Source organism: Pseudomonas sp. DWRC2-2, from assembly GCF_049897885.1.
GTDB lineage: Bacteria > Pseudomonadota > Gammaproteobacteria > Pseudomonadales > Pseudomonadaceae > Aquipseudomonas > Aquipseudomonas azotoformans_A.
Genome location: NZ_JAFCXD010000001.1, coordinates 1420025 through 1446769, shown reverse-complemented (window position 1 = coordinate 1446769; position 26745 = coordinate 1420025). Strand labels below are relative to the sequence as shown.

Sequence of the window (26745 nt, the reverse complement as noted above, 5' to 3'; positions counted from 1 at the left end):
GGTGCAGTCCTTGTTTTAGTTATGGCCGTCGAGGGCAAAGGTTTTAAAGCCAGGGCGCTGGCTGAGGCGCTGGTAATACGCCTCCACCGCCGGGTAGGGAGGATGCTCCAGCGGCGCGTTGCGCCAGCGGTGTACCGAGAGGCCGACGAGGATGTCGGCCAGGGTGAATTCATCGCCGGTGACGTAGGCGCCGGTCTTGATCAGCTGTTGTTCGAGCAGGCTCATCTTGTCGTTCCAGGCCTGCACGCCGGCCTGGATGCGCTGCGGGTCTTGGTAGTCCGGATTCTGGCGCACCAGCGCATGGAACGCGTAGCCCCAGGACGGGTTGAGTTCGGTGGCTTGCCAGTCCATCCATTGCTCGACCCGGGCGCGTGGCGCGGGGTCGGCGGGGAGCAGGTCGTGGCGTTGGTAGAGGCTGACCAGGTAACGGCAGATGGTATTGGATTCCCACAACACGCCGTGGTCATCGATCAGCACCGGCACCTGGGCGTTGGGGTTCAAGGCGAGGAAGTCGGCGGACTGGGTGGGCTTGAAGCCGATGCCCCAGTCTTCACGCTGATAGTCGATGCCCAGTTCCTGACAGGTCCAGAGCACTTTGCGCACGTTGATGGAGGACGTGCGACCCAAGATTTTCAGTGAGTGTCCCATGGTGCTTCCCTGGCAGTGGAGAGCAACCAATCTAGCAGGGTCAGGTACTCTCCCGCACCTGCAACTCAAACCCCATGTCCACCACCGGCTTGGCGATCTTGTTACCTGCCATGATCGTCAACAGGTGCTCCGCCGCACGCCGCCCAATCGCTTCACGCGGGGTGCTGATGCTGCTCAGGCGCGGCACCATGTAGGACGAGGCGGGCAGGTCGTTGAAACCCAGCACGGCCACACGTTCCGGCACCTTGATGCCATGGCGCAGGGCTTCCAGCAAGGCGCCCTGGGCCAGGTCGTCGTTGCCGAAGAAGATGGCGTCCACGTCGGGATGGGCGGCCAGCAGTTGCAGGAAGAGTTCGCCGCCCAGGCCCACGGAGGAGGGGCGCGGCGTCAGCAATTCCAGCGCCGGGTCGTACAAGCCGGCTTGTTGCAGCGCTCGGCGGAACCCTTCGCCGCGCAGCAACGTGCGTTGGTCCAACTGCGCGCCGATGTAAGCCAAGCGTTTGTAACCACGGGACAACAGATGCGCCGCCGCCGTTTCGCCCGCGCTCAATTGCGAGAACCCTACGCAGTTCACCCCGGCGTTCGGGTCCAAATCCATCATATAGACGCAGGGCACATTGCTGGCCTCAACCATCCGTCGGGCGCTTTCGGTGCGATCAAACCCGGTCAGCAGCAAACCCCGTGGCTGGTAGGCCATGTAGTTGCGCAGCAGGTTTTCTTCTTCATCACGGGAATAGTGGGAGTTGCCAATCAGCACTTCAAAGCCCTTGGGCCGCAGCACCTGGTGGATGGCTTCGAGGGTTTCGATAAACAGCAGGTTCGACAACGATGGCACCAACACCACCACTGAATGGCTCTGGGCCGAGGCCAGGGCGCGGGCGGCGGGGTTGACCACATAATTGAGTTCGGCGGCGGCCTGCTGCACTTTTTCCACCAGTTCGGTGGCCACGGTGCTGATACCGCGCAGGGCGCGGGAGGCGGTAATCGGGCTGACGCCGGCCAGGCGGGCGACTTCATTAAGGGTCGGGCGACCCGTGGTGCGCAATTTTTTATCGTTCTTGGAGGTCATCAGGCGGCTTGCCAAACAAAAATCGAGGCACTAAGGTAGCGCTGTCTCCAAAAGGCTGCAAATTCTTGAACTTTGGGTTGCCTGATCCGGTTCAAATGATTGGAGCGGATGCACGCGTCACTCCATAAAAATGACAAGACGGCGCGGGAAAAGCCTGTTTTTGCACTAGCCTTACAGCGTGCAAAGGTAGCGCTATCTGCGTCCTGAGGTGTTTCATGAGTCAACCTGTTACCGCCCTGGTCATCATGGGTGTTTCCGGCTGTGGCAAGTCCAGCGTCAGCGAGGCCCTGTGCCGCCTGAACGGTGCCACCGCCATTGAAGGCGACAGCTTTCACCCTGCCGCCAACATCGAAAAGATGAGCGCCGGCCACCCCCTCAACGACGACGACCGCGCCGGCTGGCTCGACATCCTCTGCGATGAACTGCGCCGTTCGCTCAAAGCGGGCGAGCATCCCGTGCTCACATGCTCCGCCCTGAAAAAGAAATACCGCGACCACCTGCGCGAAGCCGCGCCGGGCCTGGGTTTTGTCTTTTTGGAGCTGACCCGCGCCGTGGCCGCCGACCGCGTGTCCCATCGCCCTGGGCATTTCATGCCGGCCAGCCTTATCGACAGCCAGTTCGCCACCCTTGAATCGCCCAAAGGCGAACCGCTGACCCTGGCCCTCAACGCCAGTGAAGACAGCGTCGAGGAACTGGCCGAGCAGACCAACGCCTGGTGGCTGCAACACGGCTTTGAACCTACTCATTAATTTTTTGCCGGAAAAGATAGCGCTATCCCCGGCAGGAAATTCAACACCCGCTTTAATAACAACAACAAACAGGAGAGACCCCCCATGTTTGGCATGTCCCACGAGTCCTACCTGCTGCTTGATGCAGTGGTCACAATCATTGGGTTGATCGTTCTGATCACCAAGTTCAAGGTGCACCCGTTCATTGCGCTGATCATCGCGGCCGGCTTCCTCGGCCTGACCTCGGGCATGCCCGTGGACAAGATCATCAAGGCGTTCCAGGACGGTTTTGGCGGGGTGCTCGGCTTTGTCGGCATCATCCTTGCGCTGGGCACGATGCTCGGCAAGATGATGGCCGAATCCGGCGGTGCCGATCAGATCGCCCAGACCCTGATCCGCGCCTTCGGCAAAGAGAAGGTCCAGTGGGCCATGATGTTCGCCGCGTTCCTGGTGGGCATCCCGCTGTTCTTCGAGATCGGCTTTGTGCTGCTGATCCCGCTGGTGTTTATCGTGGCACGGCGTACCGGCGTGTCGCTGATCAAGATCGGCATCCCGCTGCTGGCCGGCCTCTCGGCGGTACACGGTCTGGTGCCGCCGCATCCGGGCCCGCTGCTGGCCATCGGCGTATTTGGCGCGGACATCGGCAAGACCATCCTCTACGGCCTGATCGTCGCACTGCCGACCGCCATCATCGCCGGTCCGATCTTCGGTACGTTTATCGCCAAGTACATTCCGGGCAACCCGTCCCAGGAACTGGTCGATCAACTGGCCCGCGAGTCGGAACACAAGAACCTGCCGAGCTTCAGCATCACCCTGATTACCGTGTTGTTGCCGGTGTTCCTGATGCTGCTCAAAACCTTCGCTGACATCGGTTTGCCGGACGGCCATATCGTGCGCAACTGGATGGACATGATCGGTCACCCGATCTCCGCCCTGTTGTTGGCATTGCTGCTGTCGCTGTACACCTTTGGCCATCGCCAGGGCATCCACTCCAAACAGATCCTCAAACTGCTCGATGCGAGCCTGGCGCCGACCGCTGCGATCATCCTGATCATCGGTGCCGGCGGTGGCTTCAAGCAGATGCTGGTGACCAGCGGCGTGGGTGACGTGATCGGCCATATGGCGGTGAACGCGCAGATCAACCCGATCCTGCTGGCATGGCTGGTGGCGGCGGTGATTCGCGTGGCAACCGGTTCGGCCACGGTGGCGACCATTACCGGCGCAGGCATTGTGGTGCCGGTGGTGGGAATGATTCCGGGGGTTAACCGGGAGCTGCTGGTGCTGGCGACGGGCGCGGGTTCGTTGATCCTGTCTCACGTCAACGATGCGGGGTTCTGGCTGGTGAAGCAGTACTTCAACATGACGGTAGCCGAGACGTTCAAGACGTGGACGGCAATGGAGACGATTCTGTCCGTCGTGGCGTTGATCTTCATCATGCTGTTGTCGCTGGTGGTCTGACCGCCGCGCAAACAAAAAAGGGAGCCGCTGGGCTCCCTTTTTTCGTTATTCGCTGGTCTTCTTCACCAGCCCATCCGCCCTGAACATCCCGCGAATCCCCCGCACCGCCTGCCGAATCCGGTCCTGGTTCTCGATCAGCGCAAAGCGCACGTGATCATCGCCATACTCGCCAAAGCCAATCCCCGGCGACACACACACCTTGGCCTCCAGCAGCAGCTTCTTGGCAAATTCCAGCGAGCCCATGGCGGCATATTGCTCGGGAATCTTCGCCCACACGTACATCGACGCCTTCGGATTCTCCACCATCCAGCCCAACTCATGCAGGCCCTTGACCAGCACATTGCGGCGTTGGCGGTACTGCTCGGCGATGTCTTTCACACACTGCTGGTCACCTTCCAGTGCCGCAATGGCCGCGACTTGCAGCGGGGTGAAGGTGCCGTAGTCGTGGTAGCTCTTGATACGTGCCAGGGCGTTGACCAGTTCCGGGTTGCCCACCATGAAACCGATGCGCCAGCCCGCCATGTTGTAGCTCTTGGACAGGGTGAAAAACTCCACCGCAATGTCCTTGGCGCCCGGCACTTGCATGATCGACGGGGCTTTCCAGCCGTCGTAGACGATGTCGGCGTAGGCCAGGTCGTGGATCACCAGCACGTCGTATTGCTTGGCCAGGGCGATCACACGTTCGAAGAAGTCCAGTTCCACGCACTGCGCGGTGGGGTTGGACGGAAAGCCGAGGATCATCATCTTCGGCTTGGGGATCGAGCCACGAATCGCCCGTTCCAGCTCCGCGAAGAAGTCCACGCCCGGCACCAGCGGCACCGAACGCACTTGCGCGCCGGCAATCACCGCACCGTAGATGTGGATCGGGTAACTCGGGTTGGGCACCAGCACGGTGTCGCCCTGGTCCAGGGTGGCCAGCATCAAGTGCGCCAGGCCTTCCTTGGAACCGATGGTCACGATGGCTTCCGACTCGGGGTCGATGTCCACTTCATAGCGGTCTTTGTACCAGCGCGAAATCGCCCGGCGCAGACGCGGAATGCCTTTGGACGTGGAATAACCGTGGGTGTCTTCACGCTGGGCGACTTGCACGAGTTTTTCAACAATGTGCGGGGGTGTGGCGCCGTCAGGGTTGCCCATGCTCAAGTCGATGATGTCTTCGCCGCGCCGACGCGCAGCCATCTTCAGCTCGGCCGTGATGTTGAAAACGTAAGGGGGGAGTCGATCTATGCGCGCAAAGCGGCGCGGCGAACCTTGGTCGGCCATTGTTGCCTCGAGAGTACGTAAGCGCCCGGAACCGTCCGAGCGACGTCGGCCACTGCGGTGGCCTGCGGGGCAGACAATACGGTCGATGATGGCCGGTTGTCCAGATGCGCAGGAAAATTTTCTACATGGAGTCCAGCGCGGATATGCCCCTATACTCGATGCGGGTTTGTTCCCTCATAAGAAGGAGACTGTTCGTATGGATCAGCAGACAAAACAACCGTTAGAGCCACGCATGGAAGCCGGTAAAGCCCTGGTGATCGCCGGGGTGCAAGGGCGTTATTCGAAGGCCACCGTGGGCGATATCCCCAAACTGTGGGAGTTGTTCGACACCTGCATCAAGGACATCAAGAAGCGCGTGGGCGGTGTGACCTATGGTGTTTGCCATAACCCCAAGCACGGCGAGTTCGACTACATGGCCGGTGTCGAAGTCCCGACCAAAGCCGATGTGCCAGGCAACTTCGAAGTCATCGAACTCCCCCCGCTCAACTACGCCGTGTTCCCCCATTACGGGCCGGTGCAGGCGCTTGAGCAAACCTACGAGCGCATCATGTTCGAATGGCTGCCGCACTCAGGCTACAAGGTGATGGGCGCGGATTTCGAGCGCTACAGCGCAGATTTTGATGCGCGCAAGGGCACCGGGACGGTGGAGATCTGGTTGCCGGTGGGCGAAAGAGGCTGAAGCCGTAGGCGATGTCACGTAAACAGGACATTGACGTCTGAAGGTCATGTTTACGTGACATCAAGGGGCCGGGTTAAACACCCACCTCAACCTGCGCTCATACCCAATCCGCCCCTTATACGCCTCTCCGCCATCCACCCACCCAGCCCTCAGATACAGCCCCATCGCCGCCACATTATCCGCGTCCACCGACAACTCCAGCCCCTGAATCTGCGGCCACGCCTGCAACGCCGCTGCGGGCAGCGCCTGCAGGCAGGCTTTGCCGAAGCCACGCCCTTGCTGATGCCGATCCACCTGCAACGCATGCAAGGTCGCGCTGTGCTCATCCGCCCAGTGGGGCAGGCAAGGCGGGCGTTTGAGCAGGAGGAAGGCCACGGGCGTTTCGTCGGCGAGCAGGGCGAAGCCTTTGATGGCGTCAGGATGGGGATTGACCAGCAGGCTGTTCAGCGCACAGTAGATATCGCCGGAATACGCTAGTTGCTCGGGGTGCACTTGCAGGGTGTCGAGCTGCTGTTTCTGCGCAAGGCTCAGCGTCTCATACAGGGCGAGGCGGGTTTCCATCGGGGGCGTATCCGAAATCCTACAAAGAGGCGTGGATTCTAGCGGGTTTGCCGGGGGCGAAATTATTTTTAAGCGGCTTGTCGATTGGCCGGTGGGCCATTCGACTAAGGGTGTCTTCCGTGATGTTTTCTACCCCAAGGAGTATCGCCATGAGCACGGCCATCAACACCCTGATCGAACAATGGAAACACGCTGTCACCGCCAAGGATGTCGAGCAGATTGTCAGCTTTTACGCCGACGATATCGTCGCGTTCGACGCCGTTGGCGCCCTGCAATTCAAAGGCAAGGCGGCGTACCAGGCGCATTGGCAGGCCTGCATGGAATTCTGCCCTGGCCCCGGCGTTTTCGACTTTCATGAGCTGCATATCGTTGCCGGAGCAGACAGCGCCTTCGCCCACTGGTTGGCCCACTGCGGCGGCACCGGCCCGGACGGCGTACTCAAGACCTGCTGGATGCGGGTCAGCGCCGGCTACCAGCGCATCGATGGCCAATGGAAAGTGGTGCATGAGCACTGGTCCGCGCCGTTCGACATGGAAACCGGCGCTGGTCTGTTCGACCTGAAACCTTGACCCGCGCGATCTATAGTCAGTCGTCCGAAAACGGAGAAACCCATGAAATATCTCTGCCTGATCTACAGCAACGAACAGGTGCTGCACACCTCGCCGGACAGCCCGGCAGACCCGGAGTGTTTCGCCTACGCGCAGTCGGTTCAGGCCAGCGGCCGCATGCTGGCCGCCGAGCCGCTGGAGTCGGTGACCACCGCCACCACTGTGCGCATGCGCAATGGCAAGTTGTCGGTCACGGACGGGCCGTTCGCCGAAACCAAGGAGCAGCTCGCTGGGTTCTACCTGATCGAGGCCCGTGATTTGAACGAAGCGATCCAGGTGGCCGGTGGCATTCCGGCCGCCCGGGTCGGCAGTGTGGAAGTGCGCCCTGTGCGTGAATTGAATCTCTGAATACAACAACCCTAAGACTCAAGAGGTTTACCCCATGTCTACGCAACCTGCCGAGTTTGAATTGTCCATCAGCCGCGTGATCGATGCACCGCGCAGCCGTGTGTTCCGTGCCTGGACCGAACCCGCCTTGCTCCAGCAATGGTGGGGGCCTCATGGCATGACCACCCCCGAGTGCGAAATGAACCTGTGGGTCGGTGGCCTGTTTCGCACCTTGATGCGTGCCCCGGACGGCGCCGAATACCCGACCCAGGGTGTGTTTCTGGAAATCGATGCGCCCAATCGGCTGGTGTTTACCGACGCCTTCATGCCCGGCTGGATCCCTTCGGGCAAGCCGTTCATGAGCGCCGAAGTGACCTTCGAAGAGGTCGACGGCAAGACGCTGTACACCGCCCGCGCCATGCACTGGAGTGCCGAAGACAAGCAGGCCCACGAAGCCATGGGCTTTCATGACGGCTGGGGCCAGAGCCTGGATCGACTGGTCACCCTGGTGACCGAGGGCATGCGCGATTGACCCTGTCGGTCGAGGCCATTTACCGCGGCGAATCACGCCGGGTCCTCGCGACGCTGATTCGCTTGCTGGGCGATTTCGACCTGGCCGAAGAAGCCCTGCACGAAGCGTTTTTCGTGGCGGTACAGCGTTGGCCGATAGACGGAGTGCCGGACAATCCCCGCGCCTGGCTGGTGTCTACCGGGCGCTTCAAGGCCATCGACCGTCTGCGCCGCCAGGCGCGGTTCACCCCGCTGTTGCAGGCGCAGGCCGATACACTGGAAGCGGCTGACTGGAGCGATGAAGACGTGGAAGATGACCGCCTTCGCCTGATCTTCACCTGCTGCCATCCCGCGTTGGCGGCCGATGCCCAGGCGGCGTTGACCTTGCGCGAGATCTGCGACCTCACCACCGAAGAAATCGCCAGGGCGTACCTGGCCACGCCGGCCACCATTGCCCAGCGCATCGTGCGGGCCAAGGGCAAGATCCGCGAGGCGAAGATCCCTTACCAAGTGCCATCCCGCGACGAATTGCCCGAGCGCCTCGAGAGCGTGTTGCGGGTGATTTACCTGGTGTTCAACGAGGGCTATTCCGCGTCCATGGGGGCGGACCTGACCCGCGAGGATCTGACCCGTGAAGCCATTCGACTGGGCCGATTGTTGATGGAATTGCTGCCTGAACCGGAAGTCATGGGCCTGCTGGCGTTGATGCTGCTGCACGAATCCCGTCGCCCGGCACGCACCTCGGCCAGTGGAGAGTTGGTGCTGCTGGATGAACAGGACCGCTCGCTGTGGGATATGTCCATGATCGGTGAAGGCTGTGCACTGGTGGAGCACGCACTGAGCACACGGCGCTTTGGTCCGTATTGCCTGCAAGCCGCGATTGCAGCCGTGCACGCCGAAGCGCCCAGTGCGGGTGAAACCGACTGGCCGCAGATTGTCGGGCTCTACGATGTGTTGCTCAGGATGATGCCGTCAGCGGTGATCGAACTGAACCGCGCCGTAGCGCTGGCCATGCGCGATGGACCCTTGGCGGGATTGCAGCAGGTAGAAGGGATTCTGGCGCGTGGCGAGTTGCTGGATTACCACCTGGCGCACTCGGCGTGCGGGGAGTTTTACCGGCAATTGGGTCGTGTCGAAGAGGCACGAGTCGCCTACGAACGGGCGCTGGCCTTGACCCAGCAAGCACCCGAACGCAGGTTTATCGACAAACGTTTGGCCGAACTCTGAATCAAGGCTGCTGGCGGGTGGCGGCCAATACGATTTCGCGAATGCACACATGCTGCGGCTGCTGGTAGGCATAGACAATCGCCGAGGCCACGTCATCGGCGCTGAGCACAGTGCCGCCCATGTCCTGTTTCCACGTCTGATAGCCGGTCTTGATCGCTTCATCGGTGGTATGGCTGAGCAATTCGGTTTCCACCGCACCTGGGGCAATGGTGATGACGCGCACGTTGCTGGGCGACAATTCTTCGCGCAGGTTTTCCGAAATCCCATGCACGGCAAACTTGGTGCCGACGTATGCCACGTGATTCGGGAAGGTCTTGCGACCCGCCACCGAGCTGACGTTGATGATGGTGCCGCCTTGGCGTGCAACCATGCTGCCGGCCACGGCGTGGATGCCGTTGAGCAGGCCTTTTACGTTCACATCCAGCATCTGTTCCCACTGCGTCGGGTCTTGCTCGCTGACCGCGCCCAGCAGCATGACGCCGGCATTGTTGATCAGTGCATCGGCCGGGCCGAACTGGGCTTCGGCTTCTTGCACGGCGGCGACCAGGGCCGCGCGATCGGTGATGTCGACACCACGGTTCAAGGTATTCGGCAGGCCCAGATCGTTAAGGCGATCAATGCGACGCGCCAGCAACAACAACGGATGGCCGACGGCCGACAACAGGCGGGCGGTGGCTTCGCCGATACCGGAGCTGGCGCCGGTGATGATGATCAATGGCTTGCTCATGCATGAACTCCTGAGATAAGAAAAATCGATAACGGGATCGTGGGCGCAGTATATTTACCGTCGCCAAGGCTGAAAAATGCCTTATTTCTCTGTCAGTCATCGGATTAAGCTATGGATGTTCGTCACCTCAAGGCATTTCTTGCAGTCTTTGAAGAGCGCAATATCACTGCGGCAGCCCAGCGGTTGTTTATCAGCCAGCCGACGTTGTCGGTGACGATCAAGCAGTTGGAAGACGAGCTGGGCGTGGCGTTGTTTGTGCGTCAGCCACGGGGTGTGGAAGTGAGTGCCGAGGCGCGTGTGCTGTACCCTCAGGCGCGACGCATGGTGGCCGAAGCCGAGGCGTTGAGCCGCTTGTTTCGCGGACGCGAAAATCGCATCGCGCTGGAACTGGGTGTGGAAGGCGATATTGCCGACAGCCAGATTGAAACCTTCTTGCGCATGGCGCACCAAGGTCTGCCGGGCTTGTTGCTGACTTTGCAGGAAGGCTGCGAAGGCGAAGGGCGTCTGGCCGTGGAGGAAATGTGCTGTGAGGACGAATTGTTCCTGCCACTTTGGGAAGAGTCCTACGTGATGGTGTTGCCTGTCGCGCACCCCATGGCGCAGTCGGGCAGGGAGCAGGCCTGGGCACCGATTGAAGACTGGATCACCTGCCCGCAGCACGATTCCCATCAGCGCTTGATGGCCTTGTACGGTCGCTCGCCGCAAGCGGTGGCCGGGCATGCCGGTTCGCTGACCCAGGCGTTGCATATGGTCGCGGCGGGTGTGGGCGTGGCGATGTTGCCGCAGTCGCTGGCGGCGGAGCGGGCCGGTGTGGTGATTCGGGAGTGGCATTTACCGGCCCCCACGCGTCGGGTGGGCTTGTGTTTCGCTGCGCAAGCCTTGGAGTCGCCCGCATTACGTGCGCTGCACGAGTATTTCCAGACCCACCGCCCGCCGCAGTTGTCGGCCGCATAACCCTGTAGGGTTACTCGAGCATCTGGCTCAGCATCCAGCTTCCCGCCGGCCCTGGTGGATATTGCCGCGACCACAGCGCATCCACCGCCACCGAGCGGGGCCAACCCCGGACGTTGAGTTCAACCAGTCCGGCGTTGCCAAAACGCTCCACCAACCAACGCGGTAGCTCTGCCCAGCCAAAGCCGAGTTGCGCCATCTCCATCAACATCAGAAAACTCGGCGCCGACCACACACGGCCCGAGGGGCGCGTTTCGTTAGGGCTGATGATGCTCGCCAGGCGCAGTTCACGGTGTTGTTGCAAGGCTTGCGGGTCGATGTTTTCGACGCGGGTCAATGGGTGGTCGGGCGCGACGAACAGCGCGATTTCCGTGCGTTCGGCGACGGGCGAGCGGGTCAGGTCGGGCGGGTAAACCGCCTGGGCTTCGATCAAGGCAATCTGTGCGCGGCCACTCTGCACCAGGGCGATCAGGTCTTCGCACTCGGCGATCAGCCATTCCAGCTCAAGGTCCGGGTAGCGTTGTTCGAACGCCTTGAGGGCGAGTTCGAAGCGTTCCGACTGGTAGGTGTCGGACATGGCGATCGTCACCTTCGGCTCCAACCCCTGGGCCAACTGGCTCGCCGCCAACTCCAGACGACTGCTGGCCTCCAGCACCTGCTCGGCGCGTTGCAGCAGCACATGCCCGGCCGGGGTCAGTGTCGGTTTGCGACTGCTGCGGTCGAACAGCACCACATCCAGGTCAATCTCCAGGCTCGCTACTGCCGCACTGACAGTGGACTGGCTCTTGCCCAGCTTGCGCGCTGCGGCAGAAAAGGAGCCTTGGGTCGCGGCCTGGACAAACGCTTGCAGCACTTCGTGGGAGGCCATGACTATCGCCTTGATCGATGGTTATTAGTTATGAAGTATCGATTCAAAGGGTAATCATGGCAACCATCGTCACTCACGGAGAAGGGTCATGCACCCCACCAAGTCGATTACTGAACGTGTTTGCCAAGCCCTGGGGTTTGAAGGCCTGGCGTTGTTGATCTGTACACCGCTGCTAGTCTGGATCACCGGGCGGCCGGCCCTGGAAATGGGCGCGGTGACCCTGGGCTTGAGCCTGTTGGCGCTGACCTGGAACATCATTTTCAACAGCCTGTTCGACCGCCTCAAGGTGCGCCTGCAACTCTCGGGTGGCGGTTGGACGCGGGTGTTGCATGCGCTGATGTTCGAAGGCGGACTGATCATCGTCGCGGTGCCGTTGATTGCGGCGTGGCTGAATATCAGCCTGGTCCAGGCGTTTATGCTCGACATTGGTGTACTGCTGTTTTTCCTGCCGTATACCTATGTCTATCACTGGGGCTATGACGTACTGCGCGACAAGTTTTTAAAGAAACATGCCGCCCGACGCCTCGAGGCGCTGCCCCGTGATCCAGTGGCTACCGTCGGCCAGCAGGACGGCGATGGCACCGCCAATATCGTCCGGTAAGCCTGCCCGGCCCAGGGCTGTGTTGTTGGCGACCATCGTGTTGAGCGCCGCATTGTCGCGCACGGCGCCGCCGCCGAAATCGGTTTCGATGGCGCCGGGCGCGAGGATGTTCACGGTGATCCCACGCCCGCCCAACTCCTTGGCCTGATAGCGGGTCAGCACTTCCATCGCACCTTTCATTGACGCGTACGCCGCATACCCCGGCAGACTGAACCGCGCCAAGCCGCTGGAAATATTGACGATGCGCCCGCCATCGCGGATCAGCGGCAGCAGTTTTTGCGTGAGGAAAAACGGTGCCTTGAAGTGGATCGCCACCAGTTGGTCGAACTGGGCTTCGGTGGTCTCGGCAAAACTGGCGTGGGCGCCGATGCCGGCATTGTTGATCAGAAAGTTGAAGTGATCCTGTGCGAATACATCCTTGAGCAAGCGGCCGACTTCACCGACAAAACCATCGAAGCGGCCACTCTGGCTCACATCCAGTTGCAGCATGGCGGCGCGGCCACCCAGGGCCTGAACCTGCTCGACCACTGCTTGGGCTTCAGCTGCCGCACTGTGGTAGGTGCCGATGATGTCAACGCCCTGTGCCGCCAGGTGCAACGCGGCGCTTTTGCCCAGGCCACGGCTGGCGCCGGTGATGAGTGCGATTTTACGGGTCATGGTGCGGTCCTCTCAGGTGATCAGTGGCAGCGAGTGTATTTATTCGCCCATAACGTGATAAACAGCGCTATACCGGAATCACTGGCCGGATAAGGCGAACAATCCCATGAACAAGCTTGAGCTGCTGCGCACCTTTGTGCGCGTCACCGAACTGTCGAGTTTCACCCAGGCCGGCGAGAGCCTGGGCCTGCCGCGTTCCACCGTGTCGGAGCACGTGCAGGCGCTGGAGGAATTGCTCGGCGCGCGCTTGCTGCAACGCACCACGCGCAAGGTGCAGGCGACCCAGGATGGCCGTGTGCTGTATGAGCGCAGCAAGGATTTGCTGTCGCACATGGAAGAGTTGGAGGGGTTGTTTCGCCAGGATGAGGCGCAGCTGACCGGCCGTATTCGCGTGGACATGCCCAACGTGATGGCGCGCGGCATGATCCTGCCGCACCTGCCGCTGTTCATGGAGCGCCATCCGCTGATCCAGATGGAAATCAGCAGCTCGGACCGCCAGGTGGACCTGATCGCCGAAGGCTTCGACTGCGTGTTGCGGGTGGGCGCCCAGCCCGATCAAACCGTGGTGGCGCGCCGGGTGTGCAGCATGCCGATGGTCAACTGCGCGAGCCCGGCCTACCTGCAACGCTATGGTGTGCCGCAGACCCTGGCGGACTTGGCGGATCATCAATTGGTGCATTACGTACGGCCGTTGGGCGCGCGTTCGTCCGGCTTCGAATATCAGGCGGGCGGCAAAGTGCAGCGGGTGCCGATGGCCGGGCGTGTCACCGTCAACAGCACCGATGCCTACCAGGCGGCGTGCCTGGGCGGCTTCGGCATTACCCAGGTGCCGCTGCTGGGGATTCGCACCTTGTTGGCCACTGGAGAGCTGGTGTCGGTGCTGCCGGATTACCCGGCGCCGCCGCTGGACGTGTCATTGCTCTACGCCGGCCAGCGGCATTTGCCGTTGCGGGTGCGAGTGTTCATGGACTGGTTGGCGGCGACCTTGCAAGCCCACCTCTAGCGCCGTGCCGACAACTGCTGCGGTGCCAGGAACGCGTCGTGGAAATAATCGCGCACCGCCTGCATTGCCGGGGTAAACGCGCGCTCGCGGTGCCAGGCAAGGCCCACGCTCATCGGCGTCACTGGATCGGTGACCGTGAGCGTTTCGATGCGTTTGCCTTCCAGGGACCAGGGCCTGTGCACCAGGTCCGACAGGATCGCCACGCCGCTGCCGTTGGCGACCATGCTGCGCACTGCCTCCACCGAACTGGTGCGCAGGCGCACCTTGGGCGTCTGCCCGGCCTGTTCCCAATAGCGCATGGCGCTGTGTTCAGCCTCGTCAACCGTGAGCAGGATATACGGCTCCTGGGCCACATCCGCCAGGCTCACGGCGCCACGTTCGCACAAGGGATGATGGCTGGGCAGCCACAGGCGGCGCTCTGAGTTGAACAGGATTTCCGAGACGATATCCGGGTGGGTCAGGTTGGCAGTGAGTACCACCGCCATGTCGAACTGGCCGTCGAGCAGACCCTGTTCGATGGCCTGGCGTTCCTGTTCGAAGACTTCGATGGTCACGTCCGGGTGCCAGTGTTCCAGGCGTTGCAAGTGGTGCGGCAGGAAGTAACCGAGCACCGTGTAACTGGCCGCCAAGCGCAGCACGCCACGGGCGCGGTAGTCGGGCAGCGGGCTGTTCAGCGCGTCATCGACACTGCGCAGGATCACGTAGGCACGGTTGAGAAAATGCCGGCCCGCGTCGGTCAGGTTCATGCCCTGGGCCGAACGCACGAACAGCTGCACGCCGAGCATCGCCTCCAGCTCCTTGATCGCCGTGGTCACCGCCGATTGCGAGATGTTCAGGTGGATGGCCGCCTGGGAAATCTGGCCGATTTCGGCGGTGGCGACGAAATAACGAATCTGGCGCAAGGTGAGGGACATCAGTCTCTCCAAAACATAGGGCTATCTGATTTTCAGAAGATGGGCCATCTGATAATAGATCTTCCCAAGGGGTCAAGCCGCAGCCTACTTTTCGTCCATCACTTAGGCGGAGCGACTTTGATGCAGGCAGTGGATTTCAACTCAGACATGGGCGAAGGCTTTGGCCCCTGGACCATCGGTGATGGCGTTGACGCGGAGCTGATGGCCTACATCAGCTCGGCCAATATCGCCACCGGCTTCCACGCCGGCGACCCCGGCACGATGCGCCGCACGGTCGAGCGCGCCAAGCAACTGGGCGTAGCCATCGGCGCGCATCCGGGCTTTCGGGACCTGGTCGGTTTTGGCCGTCGCCACATCAACGCACCGGCCCAAGAGCTGGTGGACGACATGCTCTACCAGCTCGGTGCGCTGCGTGAAATCGCCCGCGCCCAAGGCGTGACGCTGCAACATATCAAACCCCATGGCGCGCTCTACATGCACCTGGCGCGCGATGAAGAGGCCGCGCGGCTGCTGGTGCAGAACCTGCAAATTATCGAGCCGACCCTGCTGCTGTACTGCATGCCCAACTCGGTGATCTGGCGCGTGGCCAAGGAGTTGGGGCAGCCAGTGGTGCGGGAGTTTTATGCCGACCGTGAGTACGATCTGACCGGCTCCATTGTGTTTACCCGCAACGTGCGGGCATTGGATCCTGCGACGGTGGCGGCGCGTGTCCTGCGGGCTTGTCAGACCGGGCTGGTGCGAACCGTGGAAGGCGAAGACCTGTTTATAGAATTTGATTCCATCTGCCTGCACAGCGACACCCCCGGTGCCCTTGAGCTGGTAGAGGCGACCCGCGAAGCGTTGGACCGAGCGGGCATCACCGTCAAAACACCCCAATAAAAACGATCCCTCAATTTTTTCGCCTGCCTTTCTACAATGATTCCAAGAGGAACAGACATGGCTGAAACATCCCCCATCCGCTACAGCTTCGGCGGTGATGAACACCTGTTTGCCGAGGTGAGCGACAGCATGTCCCTGGAGGCCTTTTTCAAAGGCATGGCCGTGACCCGCGCCGTGGAGCGCCTGGCGTTGGAGGGTGTGCTGGATGTGTGCCTGGCCAATGCGTCGTTCCAGATCCGCTTCGACCCCGACCGCATCGCACCCCACGTTCTGCTTGATGCGGTGCAGACCGCCGAAGCCCAGGCCGTGGCTGAGCGCACCTTGCACACGCGCATCATCGAAATCCCGGTGCTGTACAACGACCCGTGGACCTTTGAGACCCTGATGCGTTTTCGCGACCGCCATCAAGACCCCAGCGGTACGGACCTGGAGTACGCTGCGCGCATCAACGGCCTGGCCGATGTGGAGGCGTTTGTTGCCGCCCACAGTGGGGCGCCGTGGTTTGTGTCGATGGTCGGATTTGTGGCGGGCCTGCCGTTCATGTTCCAGATGGTTGAGCGTGAGCGGCAACTTCAGGTGCCCAAGTACCTGCGTCCACGCACTGACACGCCGAAACTCACCCTCGGCCATGGCGGCTGTTTTGGTTGCATTTACTCGGTACGCGGTGCCGGTGGTTACCAGATGTTCGGCGTGACCCCGGCGCCGATCTACGACCCGGCGCAGCAATTGGCGTACCTCAAGGAACACATGGTGTTCTTCCGTCCTGGCGATATTGTGCAGTTCACACCCATGGACCGGGAGGCCTACGACTTGGCCGTTGCCGAAGTCGACGCAGGACGTTTCGACCTGCGCATCCGCCCTGTGGAATTTTCCCTCGATGCTTTTCTCGCCGACCCCATCGGTTATCCGAAATCCCTGCAGGAGGCCCTGGCATGATCAAGGTCCTCAAACCCGGCCTCGCCACCTCCGTGCAGGACCTTGGCCGCGAAGGCTATTACCACCTGGGCATCCCGCCGTCGGGTGCATTGGATCAATATGCGTTGAGTGCGGCCAACCACCTGGTGGGTAATCCCGTCGGCGCGGCGGGCCTGGAATGCACATTGATCGGCCCCGAGCTGGAGTTCCAGCAAGACGCGCTGGTAGCCCTCAGCGGCGCCTTGATGTCGCCGCGCCTGGACGGTGAAGTGGTGCACCAGGACACCGCGTTCCAGGTGCGCGCCGGGCAGGTGTTGCGCTTTGAATTTCCCAAGGCGGGCGCGAGGACTTATCTTGCGGTGGCCGGTGGCATTGACGTGCCGTTGGTGCTCGGCAGCCGCTCGACTTATACCCTCGGCGCGCTTGGCGGATTTAGCGGGCGGCGCTTGCAGGAAGGCGATGAATTGCCCATCGGTACAGCCAGTGGCACGGGCCGGGCGGGCAACAGTCTGCCGATGGCACTGCGCCGATCAGTGGGCGGCGACGTGACACTGCGTGTGGTGCCGGGGTTGTATTACGAGCGCCTCACTGATGCCGCCAAGAGCAGCTTCTTTGCCGAACCCTGGACCGTGGGTTCCGAAGCCGACCGCATCGGTTATCGCTTCAAGGGCGGCAGTGCGTTGAGCTTCCAGCGACGGGAGCAGCCGTTTGGCGCGGGGTCGGATCCGTCGAATATCGTCGACAGTTGCTACCCGATTGGTTCGATCCAGGTGCCGGCAGGATTGGAACCTATAGTGTTGCACCGGGATGCAGTGTCGGGCGGAGGCTACGCGATGATAGGCACGGTGATCAGCGCCGACCTGGACCTGATCGGGCAGATGCAGCCGAACCAGCGGGCGGGGTTTGTGGCGGTGACGCTGGAAGAGGCGTTGGAGGCGCGGCGGGTGTACAAGAAGCGGTTGAAGATGATGTCGGGGTTGTTCGCCGGCTAAAAAGTGTGGGAGCTGGCAATCCAGCTCCCACATTTTGCTCGGTGTTGTGTCAGAACAGTTTGGTGAACAGCCAGTACAGGCTGCCCGACAGCAGAATCGCAGCCGGTAATGTGAGCACCCACGCCATCGCCAGGTTGCGGATCGTGCGCATCTGCAACCCACCGCCATTCGCCACCATCGTCCCCGCGACACCGGACGACAACACATGCGTGGTCGACACCGGCAACCCATACATATCCGCCGCGCCAATCGTCAGCATCGCCACCATTTCCGCCGAAGCGCCTTGGGCGTAGGTCAGGTGCGTCTTGCCGATCTTCTCGCCGACGGTGACCACGATGCGCTTCCAGCCCACCATAGTGCCCAGGCCGAGGGCGATGGCCACGGCGATCTTCACCCACAGTGGAATGAAGCGTGTGGAGCTGTCGATCTGTTGCTTGAACAGTTGCAGCTTGCCCTGGGTATCCGCGTCGAAATTGCCGACCTTGCCCTTGTCCATCAGGCGGATGGTTTCGCTGGTCAGGTACATGTCGTTGCGCACGTTGCCTACGGCTTCGGCGGGCACTTTGGCCAGGGAGCCGTAGCCTTTCACCTCATCACCGATCTGCCCGGCCAGGGCGGCGAGGGCGGGGACCAGTTCTGGCGTGGCTTCCTTGGTGCGCACGTAGGTCGAGAGGATCGGGCGCGGGTCGCCGGCCAGTGTTTGCGGCGCACTTTTCACCAGGGCGACCTGGGTCACTTCGGCCACCGCCGCAAACTGCAACGACTGCTCGGCGGGCATGGTGCGGTTCAGCGCGTAGGCCATCGGCAATGTGCCCACCAGGATCAGCATGATCAGGCCCATGCCTTTTTGCCCATCGTTGGAACCGTGAGCGAAAGAAACGCCGGTGCACGTGGCGATCAGCAGGCCGCGAATCCACCACGGCGGCGGGGTGTCGCCTTTGGGTGCCTTGTACAGCGCGCGATTCTTGACGAACGCGCGCAGGGCCAGCAACAGCATCGCCGCAAATGCGAAACCGATCAGCGGCGACAGCAGCAAGGCGTAACCGATCTTGATCGCCTGGCTCCAGTCCACGCCGCTGGTGCCGTCACGCCCGTGCATCAAGGCATTCGCCACGCCGACGCCGATGATCGAGCCGATCAACGTGTGGGACGACGACGCCGGCAAACCCAGCCACCAGGTGCCGAGGTTCCACAGGATCGCGGCGATCAACAGGGCGAAGATCATCGCGAAACCGGCGGAAGAACCCACCTGCAAAATCAACTCCACCGGCAGCAACGCAATGATGCCGAACGCCACCGCACCGCTGGAAAGCAGCACGCCAAGGAAGTTGAAAAAGCCCGACCACACCACCGCAAAATGCGGCGGCAGCGAGTTGGTGTAGATCACCGTCGCCACGGCGTTGGCGGTGTCGTGGAAGCCGTTGACGAACTCGAACCCCAGGGCGATCAACAGCGCCACGCCGAGCAGCAAGAAGGGCGTCCAGGTGGTGAGTTGGGCGCCCATTTCATGCATGTCATGCATCAGGCTGTAGGCGGTGAACAACAGGCCCATGGCGAGCACGGCGAAGAAGATGATTACCGTCACCAGGCCGGGTTTCTTGTCCAGCCTGGGTTTTGGGTCTGCAGGTGAGGCGTGGGTGGAGGCAGTCAGGGAAGGGGTGGCCATGCCGGAGCATCCATGTTGGGAGGATGTCGTTCATGATCATTGCAAGATGTTACAGAGATGCTGCCATACATCAGTGTTTGGGTGATTGAGTCGGCCGCTGGTCAGTAATCCTTGCGCTTCCTGAACGCCCAGCGCCCGGCTATCAAGGTAAAGGTCGCGACCAACGCCACCAATATCCAGAAGCCTTCCGGGTCCTGGGAAAGCGGCACGCCGCCCACGTTCATGCCGAAAAACCCGGCGATGATGTTGATCGGCAGCGCCAGCACCGTCACCACCGTGAGGGTGAACAGCGTGCGGTTGCTTTGCTCGTTGAGGTTGGCGGCGATTTCTTCCTGCAACAGCTTGATGCGTTCACCCAGGGCCATCAGGTCGTTGATGATCAACGCAAACTCCTCGGTGGATTTGCGCAACTCCTTCACGTCTTCCTTTTGCAGCCATTGCGGCGGGCGGTTGAGCAGGCGCAGCAGCGAGCCCGGTTCCAGCGCCAGCAGGCGTTGCAGGCGCACCAGCACCCGGCGTGCGGCGCCCAGTTCAGCACGGTTGGTGGACAGGCGTGAGGACAGCAACTGGTCTTCGATATGGTCAACGCTGATGCTGGTCTTGCGCACGATCTGGGTCAGTACTTCACCCTGGTCGCGCAGCAAATGCACGAGCAAGGCGAGTGGCGAGCGAAAGCTTTCGCCGGCCTTCACCGATGAGCGCAACTTGTCCACCGAGTGCAAGGGTTGCAGGCGTGCGCTGATCAACAGGCGGCTGCGGGCGCAGACCCACAGCGTGGAAATGTCCGACGAGACCATGCTGCTGAAGTTGAACACCACGTCGTTGACCACCGCCAGCAAGGCCGAGTCGACGTGTTCGATGCGCGTGGAGCGCGAGCCTTCATGCAGGGCTTCGAAGAATTCTTCCGGCAGGTCCAGGTGGGCCTGCATCCAACGCTCGCACGCGGCGTGGGCGAGGTTCAGGTGCAGCCACAAAAACTCCTCCGGGTCGCCCGGTTGGCGCAACGCCTGGAGCGCCGCCGCCGAATCTATCTGCTCACCCTTTTCCCCTGGGCGAAAACGAAAACCGTAGAGCAAGCCAAACAGGTCGGAATCCTGGTGGCTGTGATCGATGCTGTGGTTCATGAGGGCTCGCAGAAAAAGCGCCTGTAGGAGATTTCACAGGTTCGCATGCGCGAATCATTGCAAGGGGATTTGACAGTTTTGTGACGGTTTTGGATTTATTTCGTTGTGGTGACATTTATTTGACCGTTTGTCAGCAACCGTTCAAGAAGGCTCTAAATCGGCCGATTCAAGGCGTTACGAACCGCAGTGGACCGGCGGTGCCTTTCGATGACAAGGACGTTACGCGTGCATGCACCCATTCCTTGTATCGAGGCTTTTCCCCGATGAATGTTTTGCGAACCTCCTTGAGAGCACAAATCCTGTCGCTGCTCGGTGGCAGCCTGTTGGCGATGCTGTTGATCGCCCTGGCCTGTTTCAACTTTTTGTCCAACGGGGTGCAGAGCTATCGCAGCTTGATCGATGGGCCGCTGCTGACTTCACAGCTGATTGACGAGGCCAACCTGCAATTCAAGGTGCAGGTGCAGGAATGGAAAAACGTCCTGCTGCGCGGCAAACAGCCCCAGGACATGGAGAAATACTGGGGCCAGTTCCAGGACCGCCAGCGCGATGTGCAAGGTATCCTCACCCGACTAGTCACCCAGACCAGCAGCGACCCGAGCCTGAGCCGACGCATCGAAACCCTGCGTCAGGAACACCAGCAACTCGGCGTGGCTTACCAGAAGGGCCGCGATGCCTATGTGGCCGCAGGTGGCGATGCAACGGCCGGCGACACAGCGGTAAAAGGTGTGGATCGCGCCGCCAGTGAGCAGATGAGTGCATTGGTCGGCGACCTGCGCGAACAAGGCAGCCAGCAATCCAAGGCCATCAGCGCCTATGCTGAACGCACCGTGCTGGTGGGGCTGGCGATCATGTTGTTGTCCGGTGTGTTGATCGGACTGTTCAGCCTGTGGCTGATCAACCGCAACCTGATCCTGCCGATCCGTGGTTTGATCGACTACGTGACGCAACTGAGTCATGGTCGCTTTGCCGAGCGTGTTGCCAGCCGTCGTCAGGATGAGCTGGGCCACCTGGCCGCTGCCGCGAATACCTTGCGCGATTTCCTGGCCGAAACCTTCAGCCGTTTGCAGCGCAGTGCGACCGACCTGGTCAGCGCCAGCGGCGAGTTGAATGCCATCGCCGGGCAGATGGCGACGGGCACCAACGATCAATTCAACCGTACCGATCAAGTGGCCACGGCCATGACGGAAATGTCGGCCACCGCGCAGGAAGTCGCGCGCCACGCCGCGAGTGCGTCACGCGCGGCGGACGAGGCCGATCACTCGGCCCGCGAAGGCGGTGAAGTGATGAAAGTCACCATTGCCACCATCGGCCAGATGCGCAACGAGATCCTTAATACCGGCACCATCATCCGCCGCCTGGAAACCGACAGCGTGCGCATCGGCAAGGTGCTGGAAGTGATTCGCGGCATTGCCGAACAAACGAACCTGCTGGCGCTCAACGCTGCGATTGAAGCCGCACGCGCGGGTGAAGCCGGCCGGGGTTTTGCGGTGGTGGCCGATGAAGTGCGCAGCTTGGCGCAACGCACGGCGGCGTCGATCATCGAGATCAATGGGATTATCGAAGCGGTGCAGACCGGCGCGGTGGATGCGGCTGAAGCCATCGTGAGTGGCCAGTCGTGCAGTGATGAGAGCGTGGAGAAGGTCACACAGGCCGGCGCCATGCTCGCGCACATCACCCAGGCAGTGGAGGCGATCCGCGACATGAATCGTCAGATCGCCACGGCGGCCGAAGAGCAGACCTCGGTGGCCGAGGACATCTCGCGCAACATCACGCAGATCACCACCGTGGCCACGGCCAATCTCGATAACGTCAAGCGTACCGAAGCGGCAAGTCACAACCTACGCGGGCTGTCAGGTGAGTTGAATGAGGTGACGGCGCGCCTTGGCGCCTGATCAAGCGGTCGGCAAGCTGAACGTGAACACGGTGCCGTGCTGCTCGGTGGTGGACACGCTCAGCTCACCACCGTGGGCATCGGCAATCTGCTTGACGATGTACAACCCCAGGCCGAGCCCGGCTTGGGGCGCATCGGTAACCGGCCGCGCGTAGGGCTGGAATAATCGCGGCAGGGCTTGTGCGCTGATCTGCCCCGGGTTTTTCACCGTCAGCGTGAACTGCGACTGCTCGACCCTTGCCGTGACTTCAACCGGGCCATCGTGACTGCCGTGGTGAATGGCGTTGGCGACCAGGTTGGAGAGCAGTTGCGCCAGTCGCTCCCGGTCACCTTTGAGCCCTTGAAGTTCGCCGATATGCGCAACGATTTCGCGTTGTGGATGAACGCTCTGCACCTCCGACACCACATGTTGCAACGCAGCCTGCAAGCCCTGGCAATCACCCATGCTCAAGGGAATGCCGCTGCCCATGCGCCCGCGTGCGAAATCCAGCACGTCCTCCACCAGTTGCGCCGCGCGCCGACCGCTGGTGAGGATATGCCGCACGATCTTGTCTGAGGCGGGGTCGGGGTGTTTGCGCAGCAGTCGCTCAGCGCCAAAGTTTATGGCGAACAACGGGTTACGCAAGTCATGCCCGAGCACCGCGATGAATTGTTCACGCAATTCGGCGGTGCCACGTTCTTCCTGCAAATCGGCTTCGGTTTGTTGCTGGCTTTCTTCAGCTTCGATCTGCAGCGACAGCACGCGTGCAAACGACTCCATGGTCGATTGGATGGTGCTGCCGCGCAGTGACGCGGGGTTGGGGTCCAGCGCGCAGATAGTGCCGAAGAAGCGCCCATCGGTGCGGAACACCGGCACGGAAATGTAGCTTTCAAACTGATAGATACGTGGCGTGTGGTGGTCGTGGTAAAGCGGGTCTTCGCTGGCTTTGTCGATCACCACGGACACGTGCGAACCGCGGATTTCGTGGCAGATCGTGGTGGTCAGGTCCAGCTCGCCTCCCACACCCAGGCCGAAACCCAGGCTGTCGAGCACCGCGCAGGCCGTCCAGGTGTCTTCCGTCACGCGAGCAACAGCGGCAAACCGCAGGCCGGTCATGTCACTGATCACCTTGAGCATGGCCGGTACGGCGCTGATACGCCCGATAGCGGCGATGTCGGCGGCTTTTTGCCCCATGTAACGGTCCCTGTTCGGGTGCAATGGCGTTATGCCTTGGCTGTAATTTGAGAGTCTAACGGCCTTGTACTGTGTGGGGGTAATTTCATTCGTCTCCAAGGTACATTTCCTACAGCTTGCCGACGAGCGCGCACAAAAAAACCGCGCCACCCTGAGGTGGCGCGGTTTTTGGAGTAGGCGAACTCAAGTATCGAGTTTGTTTTCCAGCACTTCGCTGGTTTTTGCATCGAGCTTCACGTCCCACTTTTTGCCGGTGGTGTCGGTCAGGTCGACTTCGTAGACCAGGCGGCCGGCTTCGTTATCCAGCTCGGTGTCGTTGATCACGGCGCCGGGATGTTTGGCCAGGGCGTCTTTGTTGAGCTGCTCGAAAGGCTTCACCGCACCCGATTGCAACAGGCTTGGAATCTGGTCGGGGCGAACATCGGCCTGGGCCAGGCCGGCGGTCAGGGTCAGAGCAGTAGCGGCGAACAAAGCGGTCAGGGTTTTCATGGTGTGTGTCCTTCTGGTGAGCTGTTTAAGTGGGATCAGGTTATCCAGCGCAACTTAATTCACCCTTAATTATTTCAAGCGGTTGCGCAGTTTGTTCAATCCGCCACGCGCAGGGAATTTCATGCTGGAGACTCACTTCAAAGGAGACTCGGCATGAAACGATTCGTGAGTTGGCTCTACGCCCCTGCATTCCTGCTGGGGTTTCTCAGTTACGCGCTTTGGCAGCCGGACAGCTTGATTCTGCTGTTTGTGATTGCGGTCGCGGTGTCATTCCTGACAGAACACTGGTTGCCCTATGAACCGCAGTGGAATCGCAGCCTGGGCGATCGTCGGCGCGATGCGTTGCACGCCCTGGTCAACGAAAGCCTGAACGCGCTGGGCTTGTTGATCCTGCCGGGGCTCACGGCGCTGTTGGCGTTCGAAGGCATTTGGCCGCGTGGCTGGCCGTTGTGGGAACAACTGCTGATGGCCATCGTGCTGGCCGATGCCGGTATCACCTTGATGCATTACGCCAGCCATCGCATCCGGCCGCTGTGGCGACTCCATGCGGTGCATCACAGCGTGCAGCGGTTGTATGGTTTCAACGGGCTGATGAAGCATCCGCTGCACCAGATGCTGGAAGCCACGGCCGGGTTGCTGCCGTTGATCCTGCTGGGGATTCCCCTGGACGTGGCGCAGTTGCTGGCGTTGGCCATTGCCCTGCAACTGCTGTTGCAGCATTCCAATGTGGACATGCGCCTGGGGCCGTTGCGCTGGGTGTTCGCCTGGGCGCCGGTGCATCGGTTTCACCACATGAAATATGGCCGCGCCGGGGATGTGAATTTCGGTCTGTTCTTCAACCTGTGGGATTGGCTGCTGGGCACGGCGTATTACCGCGAACGCTATCGCATGGGGCCGGGGGATCTGGGGATTGGCAGGCGACCGGATTTCCCGGTGGGCTATGGGGCACAGTTGCGTGATCCCTTCATGCCGGTTCGCTTGAGCAAGGAACCGTCACTGCCGGACGATTTACGTTAACAGTTGAACATCCAGCTGGCGCAATGAGGCTGCCGCCGTGACGCCAAACAGCTGCTTCATGGTCCGCGAGAAATGCGCCGAATCGGCAAAACCCGCACCGTGAGCCGCTTCGGTCAGCGTGCCTCCGAAAAGCGCCAACTGCAGGGCGATGCGCAATCGTCGCCACAGCACCAGACGACGCACGGGTAAACCGAGTTGGTGGGCGAACAGTCGCTCCAGTTGGCTCAATGACAGGTGTGCGGCCTGGGCCAGGGCCTGGGCTGACACTTTGCCGTTGAGTTGCTGATCCAGAGCGGCGAGGGCGCGCTCCAGGCGCGGATCTTCCAGGCTGCGCCGAGGGAGTTGGCGCAATGCATCCAGGGACAGGTCCTGGTGCAGCAAAGGGGCGATATCAAATACGGCAGGTTCCGCGTACAGCACCGAGACCTCACCTTGAGTTTCAAGAATGGCGTGGGTCTGTCGCGACGGGATGAACAGGCGATGGGCCGTGGTGACCTGGCCATCGAGGCTGACCGTGATCGGTGCGCCTTTGGAGCACATCAGTTGGTCGGCGTAGTGCGCATGGGGCGCAGTGCGCCCCAGCTCGCCGAGGATCAGGCCGTAGTCACGACCCAACCACAGGCGGCCTGACCATTCGGCCTTCACTCAGTACTTATAGTCGTTCAGCAGGTCTTGCACGCTGGACGACGGCCAGCGCTTGTAGAACTTCAGCAGTTCGGCGGCGCGGTTGGTGAAGATGCCATCCACGCCAGCCTTCATCACCTTGTCGAAGTCCACCGGCTCGTCCACGGTGTAGACGTGCACCAGCAGGCCCTTGTCGTGGGTCAGCTTGTTCATCTCCGGTTTAACCAGGTCCGAATAGCTCTGGTCGCCGTGGTGGGTCAGCTCAGCCGAGGGACCGGTGCCGATGGCGCCGAGGCTCTTGGCTTCGTCGACCCACTTTTCGAACTCGGCCGCGTCTTTCGGCTCTTGCTTGGCGTAGTAGGCGGCCTTGGTGGTTTCGCCGGACTCCGCGAACGTCTGCTTGTTCTTCGGCTCGATGCTGCCTTCACCCACCCACAGCAGCAGGATTTTCGGGGTGTTCGGCATTTCTTTCTGCAGCTCTTTCAGGCTGGCCACTTCGAAGGTTTGCAGCACCACGCGCCCTTTGCCCTGGCCGACGCCGGTGTTGCTCTTGCCCAGCTTGGAACCAGCGGAGCTCAGCCAGCCCTTGTCGAGCAGCTTGTTCTTCAGGTCGGCTTCGATGCCAGGGAATTGCTTGGGCTCCTTGGTTTCGATGTACAGGCCCGGTTTGTGCTGCGGGTTGCCTTCGGCGATCTTGATGATGTCGTCCAGGCTCTGGATTTTCAGGCCGACGAAACCTGGGCGCGCACGGTCCGGGTAGGCGGCGTTGAACCAGCTGCCGGCGTCGAGGGTTTGCAGTTCTTTCCAGGTGAATTCGTTGGCTGGAGCGTCCTTGCGATCCGGGAACTTGGTGGCCACGTCGGTGGTGCGCTGCAGGTTGTTGTCGTGCAGGGCGAACAGCACGCCGTCCTTGCTGCGCTGCAGGTCCATTTCCAGGTAGTCGGCACCCAGGTCGCGGGCGATCTTGTAGGCGGCGGCGGTGGATTCCGGAGCATCAAAGGAGGCGCCACGGTGGGCGATCACGGCCGGGTACGGAATGCCTTCATTGGTTGCCAATTCAGCCGGGCTGATCGGGTCTTGCGCATGTGCCTGGCCAAGGCCGAGCATCAGGGCGAGCAGCAGGGCGCTCTTGGTAAACGTGACAGGCATATGCGAAGTCCTTTCGTGGAGGTAGC

At 61.4% G+C, this 26745-nt stretch carries 29 protein-coding genes; 15 read left to right on the top strand and 14 right to left on the bottom strand.

Features of this window, described 5'->3' with window-relative positions:
* Positions 1-15 precede the first annotated feature (15 nt).
* Together ACP7EW_RS07090 and ACP7EW_RS07085 are read right to left on the bottom strand one after the other, a co-directional pair.
* Positions 16-648, bottom strand: coding sequence for a glutathione S-transferase family protein (locus ACP7EW_RS07090; protein WP_426216122.1), 633 nt, complete (start codon positions 646-648; stop codon positions 16-18).
* Positions 649-688: 40 nt separating this feature from the next.
* Positions 689-1720, bottom strand: a complete 1032-nt coding sequence (locus tag ACP7EW_RS07085) for a LacI family DNA-binding transcriptional regulator (RefSeq protein ID WP_426216405.1) — start codon at positions 1718-1720, stop codon at positions 689-691.
* A gap of 212 nt (positions 1721-1932) precedes the next feature.
* On the opposite strand from ACP7EW_RS07085, the gene ACP7EW_RS07080 reads away from it, so the two are divergent.
* A complete protein-coding gene (locus tag ACP7EW_RS07080; protein WP_033896292.1) occupies positions 1933-2466 on the top strand; it encodes a gluconokinase in 534 nt (177 codons plus the stop codon).
* Between the two features lie 84 nt (positions 2467-2550).
* Positions 2551-3903: a GntP family permease gene (locus ACP7EW_RS07075; RefSeq protein ID WP_017738791.1), complete on the top strand. Its 1353-nt coding sequence runs from the start codon at positions 2551-2553 to the stop codon at positions 3901-3903.
* A 45-nt stretch (positions 3904-3948) separates the two neighbouring features.
* Here ACP7EW_RS07075 and alaC read toward each other — a convergent pair whose 3' ends face one another.
* A complete protein-coding gene (alaC, locus tag ACP7EW_RS07070) occupies positions 3949-5166 on the bottom strand; it encodes an alanine transaminase (RefSeq protein ID WP_269131821.1) in 1218 nt (405 codons plus the stop codon).
* A gap of 196 nt (positions 5167-5362) precedes the next feature.
* Between alaC and ACP7EW_RS07065 the strand changes: the two genes are divergently transcribed.
* On the top strand, positions 5363-5845 hold the full coding sequence (locus ACP7EW_RS07065) for a GyrI-like domain-containing protein (RefSeq protein WP_426216119.1): 483 nt from the start codon (positions 5363-5365) through the stop codon (positions 5843-5845).
* 60 nt (positions 5846-5905) lie between these two features.
* On the opposite strand, the gene ACP7EW_RS07060 is transcribed toward ACP7EW_RS07065, so the two are convergent.
* Positions 5906-6406: a GNAT family N-acetyltransferase gene (locus ACP7EW_RS07060; protein ID WP_061449321.1), complete on the bottom strand. Its 501-nt coding sequence runs from the start codon at positions 6404-6406 to the stop codon at positions 5906-5908.
* Between the two features lie 149 nt (positions 6407-6555).
* On the opposite strand from ACP7EW_RS07060, the gene ACP7EW_RS07055 reads away from it, so the two are divergent.
* The 4 genes from ACP7EW_RS07055 to ACP7EW_RS07040 are packed head-to-tail and all read left to right on the top strand — an operon-like array spanning position 6556 to position 9078.
* The gene (locus ACP7EW_RS07055) at positions 6556-6975 is read left to right on the top strand and encodes a YybH family protein (protein ID WP_016978317.1); all 420 of its coding nucleotides are present in this window, start codon (positions 6556-6558) and stop codon (positions 6973-6975) included.
* Positions 6976-7017: 42 nt separating this feature from the next.
* Positions 7018-7362 (top strand): YciI family protein, encoded by a 345-nt coding sequence (locus ACP7EW_RS07050; RefSeq protein WP_033896286.1) that lies wholly within the window; start codon positions 7018-7020, stop codon positions 7360-7362.
* A gap of 34 nt (positions 7363-7396) precedes the next feature.
* Positions 7397-7873, top strand: a complete 477-nt coding sequence (locus tag ACP7EW_RS07045) for an SRPBCC family protein (protein ID WP_426131549.1) — start codon at positions 7397-7399, stop codon at positions 7871-7873.
* The gene (locus ACP7EW_RS07040) at positions 7870-9078 is read left to right on the top strand and encodes an RNA polymerase sigma factor (RefSeq protein ID WP_426216116.1); all 1209 of its coding nucleotides are present in this window, start codon (positions 7870-7872) and stop codon (positions 9076-9078) included. Before ACP7EW_RS07045 ends, ACP7EW_RS07040 begins: the two co-directional genes overlap by 4 nt.
* Position 9079: 1 nt before the next feature.
* On the opposite strand, the gene ACP7EW_RS07035 is transcribed toward ACP7EW_RS07040, so the two are convergent.
* Complete coding sequence (locus ACP7EW_RS07035) at positions 9080-9805, bottom strand: SDR family oxidoreductase (RefSeq protein WP_426216114.1); 726 nt, start codon at positions 9803-9805, stop codon at positions 9080-9082.
* Between the two features lie 111 nt (positions 9806-9916).
* Between ACP7EW_RS07035 and ACP7EW_RS07030 the strand changes: the two genes are divergently transcribed.
* On the top strand, positions 9917-10759 hold the full coding sequence (locus ACP7EW_RS07030; RefSeq protein ID WP_426216112.1) for a LysR family transcriptional regulator: 843 nt from the start codon (positions 9917-9919) through the stop codon (positions 10757-10759).
* A 10-nt stretch (positions 10760-10769) separates the two neighbouring features.
* Here the strand turns inward: ACP7EW_RS07030 and ACP7EW_RS07025 are convergent, their stop codons facing one another.
* Positions 10770-11624 carry a LysR family transcriptional regulator gene (locus tag ACP7EW_RS07025; protein ID WP_426216110.1) on the bottom strand — a complete coding sequence of 285 codons (855 nt, stop codon included), beginning with the start codon at positions 11622-11624 and terminating at the stop codon, positions 10770-10772.
* A gap of 88 nt (positions 11625-11712) precedes the next feature.
* Here ACP7EW_RS07025 and ACP7EW_RS07020 point away from each other — a divergent pair, with 88 nt between their 5' ends.
* Positions 11713-12225 (top strand): multidrug/biocide efflux PACE transporter, encoded by a 513-nt coding sequence (locus tag ACP7EW_RS07020; protein WP_426216108.1) that lies wholly within the window; start codon positions 11713-11715, stop codon positions 12223-12225.
* Here ACP7EW_RS07020 and ACP7EW_RS07015 read toward each other — a convergent pair.
* Positions 12124-12882 (bottom strand): SDR family NAD(P)-dependent oxidoreductase, encoded by a 759-nt coding sequence (locus ACP7EW_RS07015; protein ID WP_426216106.1) that lies wholly within the window; start codon positions 12880-12882, stop codon positions 12124-12126. The two genes, ACP7EW_RS07020 and ACP7EW_RS07015, sit on opposite strands and share 102 nt — an antisense overlap.
* Positions 12883-12988: 106 nt before the next feature.
* Between ACP7EW_RS07015 and ACP7EW_RS07010 the strand changes: the two genes are divergently transcribed.
* On the top strand, positions 12989-13885 hold the full coding sequence (locus ACP7EW_RS07010; RefSeq protein ID WP_426216104.1) for a LysR family transcriptional regulator: 897 nt from the start codon (positions 12989-12991) through the stop codon (positions 13883-13885).
* Here the strand turns inward: ACP7EW_RS07010 and ACP7EW_RS07005 are convergent.
* Positions 13882-14799: a LysR family transcriptional regulator gene (locus ACP7EW_RS07005; RefSeq protein WP_016978327.1), complete on the bottom strand. Its 918-nt coding sequence runs from the start codon at positions 14797-14799 to the stop codon at positions 13882-13884. The genes ACP7EW_RS07010 and ACP7EW_RS07005 overlap by 4 nt on opposite strands.
* Before the next feature lie 120 nt (positions 14800-14919).
* Between ACP7EW_RS07005 and ACP7EW_RS07000 the strand changes: the two genes are divergently transcribed.
* The 3 genes from ACP7EW_RS07000 to ACP7EW_RS06990 are packed head-to-tail and all read left to right on the top strand — an operon-like array spanning position 14920 to position 17585.
* Positions 14920-15678, top strand: a complete 759-nt coding sequence (locus tag ACP7EW_RS07000) for a 5-oxoprolinase subunit PxpA (RefSeq protein ID WP_122685439.1) — start codon at positions 14920-14922, stop codon at positions 15676-15678.
* A gap of 57 nt (positions 15679-15735) precedes the next feature.
* Positions 15736-16614, top strand: coding sequence for a 5-oxoprolinase subunit B family protein (locus ACP7EW_RS06995; RefSeq protein ID WP_426216101.1), 879 nt, complete (start codon positions 15736-15738; stop codon positions 16612-16614).
* Positions 16611-17585: a biotin-dependent carboxyltransferase family protein gene (locus ACP7EW_RS06990; protein WP_426216099.1), complete on the top strand. Its 975-nt coding sequence runs from the start codon at positions 16611-16613 to the stop codon at positions 17583-17585. Before ACP7EW_RS06995 ends, ACP7EW_RS06990 begins: the two co-directional genes overlap by 4 nt.
* 49 nt (positions 17586-17634) lie before the next feature.
* On the opposite strand, the gene ACP7EW_RS06985 is transcribed toward ACP7EW_RS06990, so the two are convergent.
* Both ACP7EW_RS06985 and ACP7EW_RS06980 read right to left on the bottom strand, forming a co-directional pair.
* Complete coding sequence (locus tag ACP7EW_RS06985) at positions 17635-19251, bottom strand: inorganic phosphate transporter (protein WP_426216097.1); 1617 nt, start codon at positions 19249-19251, stop codon at positions 17635-17637.
* Positions 19252-19352: 101 nt separating this feature from the next.
* Positions 19353-20375 (bottom strand): transporter, encoded by a 1023-nt coding sequence (locus ACP7EW_RS06980; RefSeq protein WP_016978332.1) that lies wholly within the window; start codon positions 20373-20375, stop codon positions 19353-19355.
* 263 nt (positions 20376-20638) lie between these two features.
* Between ACP7EW_RS06980 and ACP7EW_RS06975 the strand changes: the two genes are divergently transcribed.
* Positions 20639-22267 carry a methyl-accepting chemotaxis protein gene (locus ACP7EW_RS06975; protein WP_426216095.1) on the top strand — a complete coding sequence of 543 codons (1629 nt, stop codon included), beginning with the start codon at positions 20639-20641 and terminating at the stop codon, positions 22265-22267.
* On the opposite strand, the gene ACP7EW_RS06970 is transcribed toward ACP7EW_RS06975, so the two are convergent.
* Both ACP7EW_RS06970 and ACP7EW_RS06965 read right to left on the bottom strand, forming a co-directional pair.
* Positions 22268-23440 carry a GAF domain-containing sensor histidine kinase gene (locus tag ACP7EW_RS06970; RefSeq protein ID WP_426216093.1) on the bottom strand — a complete coding sequence of 391 codons (1173 nt, stop codon included), beginning with the start codon at positions 23438-23440 and terminating at the stop codon, positions 22268-22270.
* A gap of 183 nt (positions 23441-23623) precedes the next feature.
* Positions 23624-23929, bottom strand: coding sequence for a PepSY domain-containing protein (locus tag ACP7EW_RS06965; protein WP_033896270.1), 306 nt, complete (start codon positions 23927-23929; stop codon positions 23624-23626).
* Between the two features lie 153 nt (positions 23930-24082).
* On the opposite strand from ACP7EW_RS06965, the gene ACP7EW_RS06960 reads away from it, so the two are divergent.
* Complete coding sequence (locus tag ACP7EW_RS06960) at positions 24083-24946, top strand: sterol desaturase family protein (protein WP_426216091.1); 864 nt, start codon at positions 24083-24085, stop codon at positions 24944-24946.
* Here the strand turns inward: ACP7EW_RS06960 and ACP7EW_RS06955 are convergent.
* Together ACP7EW_RS06955 and ACP7EW_RS06950 are read right to left on the bottom strand one after the other, a co-directional pair.
* On the bottom strand, positions 24938-25591 hold the full coding sequence (locus tag ACP7EW_RS06955; RefSeq protein WP_426216089.1) for a helix-turn-helix domain-containing protein: 654 nt from the start codon (positions 25589-25591) through the stop codon (positions 24938-24940). The genes ACP7EW_RS06960 and ACP7EW_RS06955 overlap by 9 nt on opposite strands.
* Positions 25592-26719: a glycerophosphodiester phosphodiesterase family protein gene (locus ACP7EW_RS06950; RefSeq protein WP_033896267.1), complete on the bottom strand. Its 1128-nt coding sequence runs from the start codon at positions 26717-26719 to the stop codon at positions 25592-25594.
* Positions 26720-26745: the final 26 nt, after the last annotated feature.